The following is a 13,196-nucleotide window of genomic DNA, read 5'->3' as shown; positions in this document are numbered from 1 at the left end:
AAAACAAAAAATGCAAGGTCAATAGTGACCTCACATCATATTCTGCGGTTCGTTGTCAATAATCAAACGCAAATCTTGATTTTCTCTCTCCTGTGTCCAATCCAAAATCTGATTCAATACCTCTTCCAAACGGTCCTCATGCCGGTATTTCAAGATGATCTGGTAGTGGTAGAGATTATGGGTTCTGGCAATAGGCTTGGGCGTCGGTCCCAAAATTTGGATAGCCTCCGTTAAGTGTTGACGAAGAAAGGCTACAGTTTCATAGGCTTTTTTCACGACAAATTCTTCTGACTTGTGCGAAAAGGTTAGACCAACTGTAAAATAGTAAGGTGGATAGCCAAGATTTTTCCGAATGCCCATCTCATAACGATAGAAACCTTCATAGTCCTGCTCTTTGGCAAAAGCAATGGCATAGTGATTGGGGTTGTAGGTCTGAATCAGGACCTCCCCTTCCTTATCAGCTCGACCAGCCCGACCAGCTACCTGAGTTAGCAACTGGAAGGTTCGCTCAGAAGACCGAAAATCAGGCAAATTCAGAGCCGTATCCGCATTGAGCACGCCAACTAGGGTCACATTTGGAAAATCCAAGCCTTTGGCAATCATCTGAGTTCCTAGAAGAATATCCGCTTCGCCTCGACCAAACCGTTCGAGCAAGTCCTCATGAGCACCTTTTTTCTTGGTAGTATCCACATCCATACGCAAAATTCGAGCTTCTGGCAAGAGCTCCTGCAATTCATCGTAGGCCTTTTGCGTACCCGTCCCATAATAACGAATAGAACGACTTTGACAGTTTGGACAGGTCTGAGGAATCCCCTTTTGAAAACCACAATAATGGCAATTCATCGTTTTTGTGTCCATGTGAAGCGTTAGGGAAATATCACAGTTAGGACACTGGTCAACGCTACCGCAATCACGACACATGACAAAAGAAGAATAACCACGCCTATTCAACATAAGAACGACCTGTTCCTTACGAGCCAATTTTTCTCTAATCTTCTCAATCAAAACAGGGGTAAAATTACTAGCCTCCTGCTGACCGATATAATCACGGAAATCCACAACTTCCACTTCTGGAATACGAGCCAAGGGATTGGCCCTCTGGTTAAGAGTCAGTCTTCCATAGACTCCTCGACTAGCCCGAGCCCGTGTTTCAAGACTCGGCGTAGCAGACCCCAAGACCAGGGTCGCTCGATTATAGTCTGCCCGCAACTTGGCCACATCACGCGCATGATAGCGTGGATTGCTGTCCTGCTTGTAGGTCGCCTCATGCTCCTCATCAATGATGATAACACCCAAGTTTGTCAAAGGGGCAAAAATGGCCGAACGGGCCCCGACAACCACCTGGGCATTTCCCGCCTCAATCTTCCGCCACTCATCGTACTTCTCTCCGTCAGACAATCCAGAATGGAGAATGGCAACCTGCTGACCAAAACGAGAAATAAAACGATTGGTCATCTGAGGGGTCAAGGAAATTTCAGGCACCAGCATGATGGCCGTTTTCCCCATTTTCAAGACCCTATCAATAACCTGGAGATAGACTTCCGTCTTCCCAGAACCTGTCACTCCTTGCAGTAGAAATGTCTGACTTTCCTGACCGATAGAGGCCACAATCTCCCGAACCGCAATCGCCTGCTCTGGATTCAAATCCAAGGCCTGCGTTTTTTCTACCTTATCAAAAACACCCTGAGTCCGCGACACTTCCTCCTCCCTGACTTCTATATAGCCGTTTTCTTGGAAATAGCGGAGCGTATCAGCTGAATAGTCTGCTTTTAGATTTGAAAGGAGCTGGTCTTCCGAGTGTTCTAGCAGAAATTCTCTTAATTGCTGCCGTTTTTTAGCCCGATTGCTGATGTCTGCATCTTGCAATTTATCTAGACAAACTCGGTACCATTTTTCTGTCTTGATTTGCTTTTTATCCTTGGCCACATAGTCTACCAAGATTTTTCCAGACTGGGCCAGACGCATAATTTTCCCTTGCTCTTTCATGTCTAAGTCAGAAAAACGAATCTGGTCCTTATCACCGAACAGACTGACCTGCTCTGCCATTTCCAAGCCATTCCCCGGTCTGAGTAATTTGTCATAGGTGGAATTGAGAAGACTTGGCAACATGGATTTTAAGAGGGTAATTTTATAGGAGAAGACCGACTTCCTCATCTGGTCCGCCAACCAAAATTGCTCTTGATTGAGAACAGGACTATAGTCCAAAACCTCGGCAAGCTCTTTCAAGTCTTGTAAATTATTTTCGTCATCTTCATCAATCAAGTCAACTACAATCCCTTGAATCAGCCGATTGCCCTTGCCAAAGGGGACATGGACTCGTACACCAACCATAAGCCCCTCTTCTAAGTCAGAAGGAATCCGATAAGAATAAGCTTGATCAGTCTGCATCAAAGGGACGTCTACAATAATCTGTGCTAACATACTTCCTTCCTCCTTTCTGTCAAAACTTTCATCATTCCGTAAGTGAAAAGAAACCCGGATGGCAATCCCAACCGAGTTTTTTATTAAATCTTTTCGCCTTCTTCTTTTTCTTTAGCGATTTGTTCTTTGATTTTCTTCTCTTCTTCTTCTGCCAGACGTTTCGCTTCTTCCGCACGGCGACGAACTGCCTCACGTTTTGCTTCTGGATCTGGGTGGATAACCACATTGCCAGATTCAATTTCTTCCAAGGCACGAAGGGTTGATTTTACTGAAGTAAATTCTTGAGTTGGCTTTGCGCCAGCTTCTAATTCATGGGCACGTTTTGCCTCAAGAATGACCAAGGAATACTTAGATGGTACCTTGTCCAACAAGGTATCGATAGATGGTTTCAACATCATAGTTCTATTCTCTACTTTCTATTAAGGTTCTATTACTTGTTCACATCACGAATCATTTCATCATAGCGACCGATTACGCGATCGACACGGAAATGCTCTGCTTCGATAATTCGTTTGACACGTTCAGCTGCCAAAGGAACTTTATCATTGACAACCGCATAGTCATACTCGCGCATGAGGGCAATCTCTTCTTTGGCACGTTCGATACGTTGCGCAATGACTTCCTCACTGTCTGTCCCACGACCAACCAAGCGATCTTGTAGTTCTTCCAAATCTGGTGGCGTCAAGAAAATGAAAACACCGTCTGGAACTTTTTTCTTCACTTGGAGGGCACCCTGTACTTCAATTTCTAAAAAGACATCAATTCCCTTATCAAGAGTTTCATTGACATAGGTCAGAGGTGTTCCATAGTAATTTCCAACGTACTCTGCATATTCCAACATCTGACCCTGGCGAATCAAATCTTCAAATTCCTCACGACTACGGAAGAAATAGTCAACACCATCAACTTCTCCCGGTCTCTGTGGACGTGTCGTCATGGATACAGAATATTCAAATTTATTATCAGAGCTTTCAAAAATTTCCTTTCGAACTGTTCCTTTTCCAACACCAGATGGGCCAGAAAAGACAATGAGTAAGCCTCGCTCTTTCATGATATCTCCTTTAAAATCTTTCATTCTAGTGTAACAAAAATCCCTAGGAATTTCAACTGATTTTAAATGAGCAGGGTATTTTTTCAAACAGAAAGGGAGCTGACTGGGCTCCCTCTGCATTATTTAGCAATATCTGTCGCTCTTGTTTCACGAATGACAGTGATCTTGATATTTCCTGGATAATCCAAGTTATTCTCAATTTTCTCACGAACATCATGGGCCAAGATGGTAATCTGATCATCAGTGACCTTGTTAGGATGAACGATAATCCGAATTTCACGACCAGCCTGAATAGCATAGGATTGTTTAATCCCTTCAAAACTGTTAGCGATTTCTTCCAAGTCTTGCAGACGTTTGATGTAGGCTTCCATAGATTCACGACGCGAACCTGGACGAGCAGCGCTCAGAGCATCTGCTGCAGCCACAATAACTGCAATAGTACTTGTCGCTTCTACATCGCCATGGTGGCTGGCAATCGCATTGATAACAATTGGATTCTCTTTATATTTCTTAGCCAATTCTGTACCGATTTCAACGTGGCTACCATCAACCTCACGGTCAATTGCCTTACCAACATCATGGAGGAAACCAGCTCGCCGTGCCAAATTCACATTCTCGCCCAATTCAGCAGCAAGTACTCCTGCTAATTTAGCAACTTCGATTGAGTGGCGAAGAACATTTTGTCCATAAGAGGTACGGAAATGCAAACGTCCCATGATTTTAATCAAGTCTGGATGAAGGTTTGGGGCCCCAACTTCATAAGCAGCAGCTTCCCCATACTCACGAATACGATTATCCATCTCTACACGGTATTTCTCAACCAACTCCTCAATACGAGCCGGATGAATACGACCATCTTGAAGCAAGGTCTCCATGGTCATACGGGCAATCTCACGGCGAATCGGATCAAAACCTGATAGAACAACCACTTCGGGTGTATCATCAATGATAACATCGATACCTGTGAGACTTTCAAAGGTACGAATATTTCGACCCTCACGTCCAATAATCCGTCCCTTCATCGCATCATCCGGTAAATGAACCGATGTAATCGTCTGCTCAGCCACATATTCACCTGATATACGTTGCATCGCTTGGGCTAACAAGTCCTTTGCCATCTTGTCAGAACGTTCTTTTACTTCACGCTCTGCTTCCTTGATACGAGTCGCAATTTCATGCGTCAGTTTATCACGTGTATCGGTAAGGATGATTTCCTTCGCCTCTTCTTGACTGAGGGCCGCCACTCGTTCTAACTCCAAAGCTTTTTGTTCTTCGAGTTTTACAACTTCTTGTTCACGCTCATCAATGTGCTTAGCTTTATCGGTCAGACTTTGTTCCTTTTGTTCCAAAGTCTTTTCCTTGTTGGTCAAATTATCGTCTTTGCGGTCCAAGCTGGTCGCACGCTCTGTCAAGCGTGATTCGATTTGCTTCAACTCTTGACGTTCTGACTTAAATTCTTCTGCAATTTCTTCTCGGTACTTACGAGCTTCTTCCTTAGCTTCCAAGAGTAATTCTTTTTTCAAGGTCTGGCGATCGCGCTCAGCTGTTTTTAGAATAACCTCAGCTTGCTCTTCTGCTCGACCACGAACATTACTAGCTTCTTGTTCTGCGTTTAAAAGTGTCAATTCTGCAGTTTCTTTTGCAGATTTCATCTTCAAAGAAATGGCAAAGTAGCCAATTACTAAACCAATGAGAGCAGAAACAAGTGTCACTACTACTGTAATGATATCCATATTTCTACCTCTTTTTTATAATTCGATTTTCACAAAATCTGTATCTATTTTATCATAATTGAACCGATTTCACAATTCCAAATTGTCAAATATGGTATAATAAATTCATCACTTATTTGGAGGAAACCATGAAAAAAGAAGTCACTGTCGAAAGCTTCGAGCTAGACCACACTATTGTGAAAGCACCTTACATCCGCTTAATTTCTGAAGAAGTCGGACCAAAAGGAGACATTATTACAAACTTTGATATTCGCCTTATCCAACCCAACGAAAACGCAATGGATACAGCTGGTCTACATACCATTGAGCATCTATTAGCTAAACTGATTCGCCAGCGCATCGATGGGCTAATCGACTGCTCTCCTTTCGGGTGTCGGACAGGTTTCCACATGATTATGTGGGGAAAACAAGACTCTGAAAAGATTGCTCAAGTCATCAAGTCGAGTTTGGAAGAAATTGCAGAAGGCATCACTTGGGAGGATGTCCCTGGAACAACCATTGAATCATGCGGTAACTACAAAGACCACAGCCTTCATTCAGCTAAAGAATGGGCCAAACTAATCCTTTCTCAGGGAATCTCTACCGATGCCTTTGAAAGAAAACCAATCTAACAAAAAAACGGATACACCGCTCAGAATGTAGACAAACTCCTAAAAATATAGTCGAATGAATTAACTTTCAGACAAGGAACTGAGGCGCAGGTTGCTAGCACAGCCTAGTGGCTGTGCTAGGTTGGAGATATAACTTGCAAAGCAAGTCACTTCTGCAGAGTACGGCAACCCGAAAGTGACGATGTATCAAAGTTAATTCAAATGACTGTATAAAAAATTGAATAAGTTTGCGAAAGATAGCAAGCCATTAAACTCTTAGAAACATTGATATTTCGGCGTTTCTGAGAGTTTTTTTATTTTCAACATAAAGAAAAAAGATTGAAGAAAATTGTCCAAAATGAACTTTTTCTTCAATCTGAAGCAGCTAAAACGCTTTTTTGTTTAATAATCCAAGGCATCAGAATGACCAGCACCATTGCCGACAAAGTAGCCTGTCTTACAATTTATAGAGAATAAGTAGGTCCCATCTGGTTTAAACATATTGTAGTAGCCATTGCCGTTGATAATATTAACTTTTTCCAAGATATATTGATTGCCTGTTATATACCCACGTTGTTGCGAGATAGTCACAATATTTTCAAGAATACCTAGATTGAAATTCCATGCTTCATTGTTTACATCATCAATCATCGCTTGATTATAAGGAACACGACTGCGGTCACGTTGCAAGACGACACCAGCTGGCACGGCAATACCAAAGTCGGTTGTTGAGCCTGAAACCGTTGTTGAAGCGACTTCTGTTGTCGCTGGTACACCAGTAGATACAGTTTCATCAGCACCTTGGTTGCTTGTGACTGCAGCCTCACTTGCTGCCGTAGCCGAAGCGACTTCCTGTTGCGAACGACCAAAATTCACGACCGATGCCAATAGACTGTCGACCGCACTAATCCCTGTCGTTGTCGCAGAAAGAGATTCTCCTGATTTAACCGTCGCCGTTGTATCAATTTCACCATTAACAACGACTTCTTTATCAAACTGGCCATTAATGGCCTGAATGGCTGCAATGGCTTTTTCAAGATGATCATACTGTTCTTTAGCTTTGGTATAACTGTCCGAATTCTTATCCAATTTTTCCAACAGCACTTTCAGTTCTGCTAATTTACCAAACTCTGAATTTTTTAGTTTGGTCAAACTACTATCCGTAAAGAAACTATTATAGAGCTGTTCAAAAGCGGTCACATTCGCATCTGTCGAACTTGATGCTGTCGATGACGTCTGGCTTGTACTTGTTGAACTTGAAGAAGTCGCAGTATTCGATTTGTTAACCGAATTCATCCAAACCAGCGCCGTCGCCATTACACCAATCATTGAAAGCCCTACTGCTGACCAGAAGAAAAATTTCTTTTTCTGTTCCCTATCTGCGCCCTCACTATGGTCCAAGTCTTCGGCTTCATCTTCTTCCAATTCTAAACTAGAATCATCTGCCACTGGAGATAACCCCTCCATTGCTACGGTACTTGCAATCACTGTTTCTTCCAAGGTTTCCATCGGAGTTACCGAAAGTTCTTCTACAATAGGAGTAATCTCCTCACTAACTTCCATAAGAGAAGACTCATTTGCTTCTACCTCTTCCGCGCTTTCATGTCCTTGATTTTTTTCCTCATCAGCCACCTCAACTAAAGGAAGAGGATTGATTTTGGTTTCAAATTTTTGAGATTCAATTTCTGCGCGGTGTTGCTTGATATAACGATCCAAGAGACCATCATCTTCTGTCACACCCGCTTCAATCTCCTTATGTTTTTTGACTGCTTCTTCGATTGTTAAATCTTTCGCCACTTCAAAATCTAAAACTTTCTCCTCATCCAAAGGAAGATGATGACTATTTTTTTCTCCCACGATGTCCTCCTATCCTTGCACTTCTTGCACTTGACGTTTCACTCGTTGACCAAAAAATTGATAAAGATCCACTTTTAGTGTCCCATTATACAGTTTGCGTTTCTTATCCGCTTGCTGTCCAAAACGGGTTTCAAACAACTCATCACTAGTTAGAATAAACTTAGACCATGTTTTGAGTGGTTCAAAAGTCTGCCCCATTTCTCGATACAGGGTAACAATGGCTTCATCATCCAACAAACGTTCTCCGTAAGGTGGATTAGAAATAATGACACCATTAATTTTATCTGTACGCAAGTCTTGCACACGCATTTGCTTGAAAACAATATCCTGCTCAACTCCTGCCGCAAATGCATTCTTCTTCGCAATTTCAATCATACGAGCATCAATATCTGATCCAGCAATATCTAATACCAAATCTGCTTTGATAGAAGCTTGCGCTTCTTTGCGTAATGCAGCCACCAATTGTTCCTCAACCCACGGCCATTCCTCAAATGCAAAACTTCTCTTCAAACCCGGAGCTATATTTTTGGCCAACATAGCTGCCTCAATACAGAAAGTTCCCGATCCGCAAGTAGGGTCAATAAGCGGTTTATCTGGATACCAATTCGATAATTGCAAAATAGCAGCTGCCATATTTTCTTTGATTGGTGCGCCACCTTTTTCCACCCGATAACCACGTTTGAACAAACTAGAACCTGTCGTATCAATCATGACTGTCGCCACATCTTTCAAAATCGACACTTCAATTTTAAACTCTGCCCCCATCTCTTGCAAGGGAACCCCTTCGGGACGAGAGAAGTGTTTCTGCAGTTTCTTTACAACTGCTTTCTTAGAAATAGCCTGCACACTTGGTTCATTATGCAATTTCGATTTGACACATTTGGCCTTGGAAATAGGGAACTTGCAGCCCAGAGGCAAGTAATTTTCCCAGTCCAAGTTAAAAACTCCTTGGAACAACTCTTCAAAAGTCTTTGCTGGAAATTGTCCAACAATGATTTTAATTCTATCTGCTGAACGCAGCCAGATATTGGTTTCGATAATGGATTTTACATCTCCTTGGAATCGAACACGGCCATTTTCCACTTGACATTCATAGCCAAGATTACGAATTTCTCGACCCACAACCGCTTCCAGACCTGCTGCTGCCGTCGCAATCAACTCAAATTGTTTTTTCATTTTTTTCCTCTACAATAAAAGCTAGCAGAGCTAGCTACCTATTTTATGCAATTTTCTGTAAGCCATGTTTTGTTCCGGTGGTACTAGGTTCTACCACCTTCGATAACCATCTGTCTACTGTTCTAAACAGTCAGGATTTCTGTTCATTTCCATCCATCCCATGCCCCGACCAAAGTTTGGGTTGCTAGCTTGAGGGGTTTACCGCGTTCCATTTTTTACGTTTCCATAAAAACTTCGTCACTGTGGCACTTTCAGATCTACTCTGGCATATCAAAAGACTTAGCCATTTTAACCGCCGTAACGCCCAAGGGCGTCCCTAGGCTTATTGATTCGCCTAGCACAAACACTACTGGCATCTCAGCCAGTGCTAGCATGGACTTTCCTCATGGTAGAAAACTACCACGCGATTATCCAAAAATTGCACCTTAATATCTTAGAACTTGTATCTATAAAGCAAGCCACTTTAAATCAAGGAATATCTCTGACACAAATACAGAATGTATTTGTGTACAAGAAAATTACTGCGAATAAAGTGTCAGTTTAGGTGTACAATTTTCTATTCTATTCTTGACCCTGAACGATTTGTTTTCCAAATACTTCTTTCTCCAGACGGTTCAGACGGCGGAGAATATCAAAGTTTGTCGCTGAAGATGGACGTTCTGTACGCAATACGTCGTTCGATTCTTCAGTAGGAAGAGTTGTTCTGGGAGAATTTGCTGCCTGCGCTTTCAATCTAGCAATTTCGCCTTTTAATTCCTTGATAATCGCTTCATAAGCATCATAGTCTTTCATAATATCGTCAAGAAAATCGTTCACTTCATCTTGATCATAGCCACGAAAACCAATTTTAAAATCTTGCTCGAAAATATCTTTTGTCGTAAATTTAATACTTGCCATCTCTCTCTCCCTAATCTAAAACGTCACTACTGCTATTATATTAAAAAAAATAGGGAAAAATCAAGTCAAATTACTCAGAATTTGAAAAATTTTCAGCCTCCTCATTCAATTCTTCAAAGGTAAGCGTTTTTCTATTATATCCTTCTTTCTTTAAGACCATGTGATATAAATATTTCAAATTGGTTTCATTTTCAGAATCGTAAAATAAATAACAACCTGTCGTATTATCCAGTAGAAACTGGTTATAGTCTCTAAACTGCCCTGGGTTTTCATAGCGTGGATAGGCATACTTTACAAAATCAACCTGCTTAAACCGTGCTAACTTTGCTTGGTTAGCCTCATTCCACTGTTCGCCATGATTTTCAAATGGAAATATTGTTGCAATACTCAGTTGATACCCCTCGGCTCGTAAATCTTCTAAGACTTCTAAGGACCAGTATTCAAAACCCAATTGACCTGTCAGTATAAACCAACTAACCCCCTCTTCTAAAAAACGAATAAAATTCCTACGAATTGCAGATTTAATAATGTGCAGTCGAGGATCTTTTTCTGAAAAAATTCCCAGGTCTGTATGTCTATAACCTGTTACCAAAAGGCTCTTAGTATCCATTTCTTGTACTCTTTTCGCTAATTATGGTATAATATGCTGATATTATTTTATCAAGAAGGAGTTCTATGGTCAATTATCCTCATAAGGTGTCAAAAAAAATCAATAGAACCAGTCCTACTTCATCCCAGCGAGTAAACTTTGCTAATCGCGGAATGTCTTTTGAGGCCGCTATCAACGATAGCAATCAATATTACCTTGCGCACGGCATTGCTGTCATTCACAAGAAGCCAACTCCCGTGCAAATTGTAAAAGTTGATTACCCCAAACGGAGCCGTGCTAAGATTGTCGAGGCATACTTTCGACAGGCATCTACCACAGACTACTCTGGTGTTTTTAAAAGACATTATATTGATTTTGAAGCGAAAGAGACACGCCAAAAAGCATCTATGCCCATGAAAAATTTTCATGCGCATCAGATTGAACACATGAAACAGGTTGTAAAACAAGGTGGCATTTGTTTTGTCCTTCTTCACTTTTCAACATTAAAAGAAACCTATCTCTTGCCAGCCACTCATTTGATCGAATTTTATCAAGTAGACATGGGTAGTAAGTCGATGCCTCTAACCTTTATTCGACAATACGGCTTTGAGATTCAAATGGGGCGTTTCCCCAGCATCCCATATCTGGAAATCGTTGAAAAAAATCTATTAGGTGGTGAATCTTTTGAAAACTACAACAATTAAAAAAGCTCTTCTAATCACTGCAAATATTTTACTGGCGGGGGCTATCATTGCCTGCCTGGCCGGAGCTGCATTGGTTGTTTACTACATCCAAAGCGCTCCAGAATTGACAGAAGAATCTTTGACAGCAACTGTGTCAAGTAAAATTTACGATAAGAACGGAAATCTTATTGCAGATTTAGGAGCAGAAAAACGTTCGAATGCCAAGACTGAAGAAATTCCAACAGACTTGGTAAATGCGATTGTCGCAATCGAAGACCAACGCTTCTTCAATCATAGAGGGGTTGACGTGATTCGTATTGCAGGTTCCCTGATTAATAACTTGAGCGGAGGACGTTTACAGGGTGGCTCGACACTTGACCAACAGCTTATCAAGCTGACTTATTTCTCGACATCCGTAGAAGATCAAAATCTAAAGCGGAAAATTCAAGAGGCTTGGCTGGCTACTCAATTGGAACGCCGCAATACCAAACAAGAGATTTTGACCTACTACATCAACAAGGTGAATATGTCAAATGGTAATTACGGTATGAAGACTGCTGCTCTTGCTTTTTATGGAAAAGAGTTAAAAGATTTGACTCTTCCTCAATTAGCTCTTTTAGCAGGAATGCCCCAAGCGCCAAACCAATATGATCCTTATACCAATCCAGAAGATGCAAAAGCACGTCGCGATTTGGTATTGGCTGAGATGCTGGAAGAAAAGTACATTGATAATACCCAGTATGAACAAGCTGTTCTAACACCTGTAACAGATGGTTTGCAACCACTATCTAATGCAGCTGCTTATCCTGCTTATATGGACAACTATCTAAAACAAGTCGTTGAAGAAGTTGAAGAAAAAACAGGTTACAACTTGCTGACAACAGGGATGGATGTCTATACGAACGTCGATCCTGCCGCCCAGCAACAACTTTGGAATATCTACAATACAGATATGTATGTCAGCTATCCAGATGATTTATTACAGGTAGCTTCAACGGTTGTGGATGTTTCTAATGGTAAAGTCGTTGCGCAATTAGGTGGTCGTAAACAAGAAACAAACGTCTCACTTGGTACCAACCAAGCCGTTGAGACCAACCGCGACTTCGGTTCTACAATGAAGCCAATCACAGACTATGCTCCTGCTTTTGAAAACGGTATTTATACATCTACAGCAGATTTAATCTTAGACGGTCCTTATAATTATCCTGGTACAACAACTCCTGTCAATAACTGGGATAAACAATACTATGGCAATATCTCTGTTAAGACTGCTATTCAGTATTCTCGAAATGTTACAGCCGTTAAAGCCTTGGAAGCTACAGGCTTAGAAAATGCCTTGAAATTTTTGAATAGCGTTGGTATCGATTACCCTGATATTTATTACTCTAATGCTATTTCAAGTAATACATCCGACACTGGTAGCCAGTACGGGGCAAGTAGTGAAAAGATGGCTGCTGCCTACGCCGCTTTTGCCAATGGCGGCACATACTACGCTCCGCAGTATGTCAATAAAATTGTCTTTAGTGATGGAACAGTAACAGAATACGCTCCTCAAGGTACTCAAGTCATGTCTGCCGAAACAGCCTACATGATGACCGATATGATGAAGGCTGTTATGTCTTACGGTTATGGATTAGACGCTTCTGTTAGTGGAGTTCCTATGGCAGGTAAAACAGGTACATCAAACTATACCGATAGCGAAACGGATACTATTCTAGCTTCAATTCCAGAAGCAAATTATAGCTACACGGTCGTTCCTGATGAAAACTTTGTTGGATATTCTAGTCAGTATGCAATGGCTGTTTGGACCGGATATACCAATCGTATGACTCCTATCCTTGATAACAGCATGCGAATTGCAACAGATGTCTACCACAATATGATGCTCTTTATGCATTCGGACTATACAGCTACCGATTGGGAGATGCCAAGCGGACTCGTACGTTACGGTTCCAACTACTATCTCAGAGGTAGTCGCTCACTATCCAATGCTTACAACACGTACACTAGCTATAGTACAAGTTCTTCTAGTTCGACTGAAACTAGCGAAACGGCCGAAGCGACGACAACATCAAGCGAAACATCATCTGGAACTTCCACCGAGACTGCAACTTCTTCAACTGAAACTGCAACAACAGGAAACAATCCTGCGACGGGACAGACAGATGGTCAATAAGAAAATTCCCAGACTCTTCTGGG

Annotated in this window: 11 protein-coding genes and 1 other RNA gene; 3 read left to right on the top strand and 9 right to left on the bottom strand. The window is 41.7% G+C overall.

The genetic code is table 11. The features are described from left to right. Positions 1–30 precede the first annotated feature (30 nt). The 4 genes from PHA78_RS02305 to PHA78_RS02290 all read right to left on the bottom strand — a co-directional run bounded on the left by PHA78_RS02305 (position 31) and on the right by PHA78_RS02290 (position 5,205). Positions 31–2,421 (bottom strand): primosomal protein N', encoded by a 2,391-nt coding sequence (locus tag PHA78_RS02305; RefSeq protein WP_272158413.1) that lies wholly within the window; start codon positions 2,419–2,421, stop codon positions 31–33. A gap of 83 nt (positions 2,422–2,504) precedes the next feature. Then, positions 2,505–2,819: a DNA-directed RNA polymerase subunit omega gene (rpoZ, locus tag PHA78_RS02300; protein ID WP_004195201.1), complete on the bottom strand. Its 315-nt coding sequence runs from the start codon at positions 2,817–2,819 to the stop codon at positions 2,505–2,507. Between the two features lie 32 nt (positions 2,820–2,851). Further along, the gene (gmk, locus tag PHA78_RS02295; protein WP_024377213.1) at positions 2,852–3,472 is read right to left on the bottom strand and encodes a guanylate kinase; all 621 of its coding nucleotides are present in this window, start codon (positions 3,470–3,472) and stop codon (positions 2,852–2,854) included. Positions 3,473–3,591: 119 nt separating this feature from the next. Next, positions 3,592–5,205: a ribonuclease Y gene (locus PHA78_RS02290; RefSeq protein WP_024398631.1), complete on the bottom strand. Its 1,614-nt coding sequence runs from the start codon at positions 5,203–5,205 to the stop codon at positions 3,592–3,594. 128 nt (positions 5,206–5,333) lie between these two features. Here PHA78_RS02290 and PHA78_RS02285 point away from each other — a divergent pair, with 128 nt between their 5' ends. Further along, a complete protein-coding gene (locus PHA78_RS02285) occupies positions 5,334–5,816 on the top strand; it encodes an S-ribosylhomocysteine lyase (protein WP_004194159.1) in 483 nt (160 codons plus the stop codon). Between the two features lie 381 nt (positions 5,817–6,197). Here the strand turns inward: PHA78_RS02285 and PHA78_RS02280 are convergent, their stop codons facing one another. From PHA78_RS02280 to PHA78_RS02260, 5 genes are all read right to left on the bottom strand, one after another. After that, entirely contained in the window at positions 6,198–7,652 is a 1,455-nt protein-coding gene (locus PHA78_RS02280; protein WP_100881155.1) for a cell division site-positioning protein MapZ family protein, read from the bottom strand. A gap of 9 nt (positions 7,653–7,661) precedes the next feature. Further along, on the bottom strand, positions 7,662–8,828 hold the full coding sequence (locus tag PHA78_RS02275; protein ID WP_004195209.1) for a THUMP domain-containing class I SAM-dependent RNA methyltransferase: 1,167 nt from the start codon (positions 8,826–8,828) through the stop codon (positions 7,662–7,664). Positions 8,829–8,881: 53 nt separating this feature from the next. After that, an RNA gene (gene rnpB / locus PHA78_RS02270) (RNase P RNA component class B) lies at positions 8,882–9,247 on the bottom strand. Positions 9,248–9,389: 142 nt separating this feature from the next. Beyond that, positions 9,390–9,725 (bottom strand): cell division regulator GpsB, encoded by a 336-nt coding sequence (gene gpsB / locus PHA78_RS02265; RefSeq protein WP_004195212.1) that lies wholly within the window; start codon positions 9,723–9,725, stop codon positions 9,390–9,392. 70 nt (positions 9,726–9,795) lie between these two features. Further along, positions 9,796–10,335 (bottom strand): DUF1273 domain-containing protein, encoded by a 540-nt coding sequence (locus PHA78_RS02260; protein ID WP_004194171.1) that lies wholly within the window; start codon positions 10,333–10,335, stop codon positions 9,796–9,798. 65 nt (positions 10,336–10,400) lie between these two features. Here PHA78_RS02260 and recU point away from each other — a divergent pair, with 65 nt between their 5' ends. Beyond that, on the top strand, positions 10,401–11,018 hold the full coding sequence (recU, locus tag PHA78_RS02255; protein ID WP_004195218.1) for a Holliday junction resolvase RecU: 618 nt from the start codon (positions 10,401–10,403) through the stop codon (positions 11,016–11,018). Next, entirely contained in the window at positions 10,999–13,173 is a 2,175-nt protein-coding gene (gene pbp1a, locus PHA78_RS02250) for a penicillin-binding protein PBP1A (RefSeq protein ID WP_272158412.1), read from the top strand. The genes recU and pbp1a overlap by 20 nt, the downstream gene beginning before the upstream one ends. Positions 13,174–13,196: the final 23 nt, after the last annotated feature.

The sequence above is a fragment of the Streptococcus sp. HN38 genome, assembly GCF_028335765.1.
Lineage (GTDB): Bacteria > Bacillota > Bacilli > Lactobacillales > Streptococcaceae > Streptococcus > Streptococcus suis_P.
The sequence above is the reverse complement of the archived record's forward strand: the minus strand, read 5'-3'. Positions and strand labels throughout refer to the sequence as shown.

Bases quoted from the DNA above. Each gene is read 5' to 3' on its own strand.
- PHA78_RS02305 (WP_272158413.1), bottom strand. From the start codon at position 2,421: ATGTTAGCACAGATTATTGTAGACGTCCCTTTGATGCAGACTGATCAA.
- rpoZ (WP_004195201.1), bottom strand. From the start codon at position 2,819: ATGATGTTGAAACCATCTATCGATACCTTGTTGGACAAGGTACCATCT.
- gmk (WP_024377213.1), bottom strand. From the start codon at position 3,472: ATGAAAGAGCGAGGCTTACTCATTGTCTTTTCTGGCCCATCTGGTGTT.
- PHA78_RS02290 (WP_024398631.1), bottom strand. From the start codon at position 5,205: ATGGATATCATTACAGTAGTAGTGACACTTGTTTCTGCTCTCATTGGT.
- PHA78_RS02285 (WP_004194159.1), top strand. From the start codon at position 5,334: ATGAAAAAAGAAGTCACTGTCGAAAGCTTCGAGCTAGACCACACTATT.
- PHA78_RS02275 (WP_004195209.1), bottom strand. From the start codon at position 8,828: ATGAAAAAACAATTTGAGTTGATTGCGACGGCAGCAGCAGGTCTGGAA.
- gpsB (WP_004195212.1), bottom strand. From the start codon at position 9,725: ATGGCAAGTATTAAATTTACGACAAAAGATATTTTCGAGCAAGATTTT.
- PHA78_RS02260 (WP_004194171.1), bottom strand. From the start codon at position 10,335: ATGGATACTAAGAGCCTTTTGGTAACAGGTTATAGACATACAGACCTG.
- recU (WP_004195218.1), top strand. From the start codon at position 10,401: ATGGTCAATTATCCTCATAAGGTGTCAAAAAAAATCAATAGAACCAGT.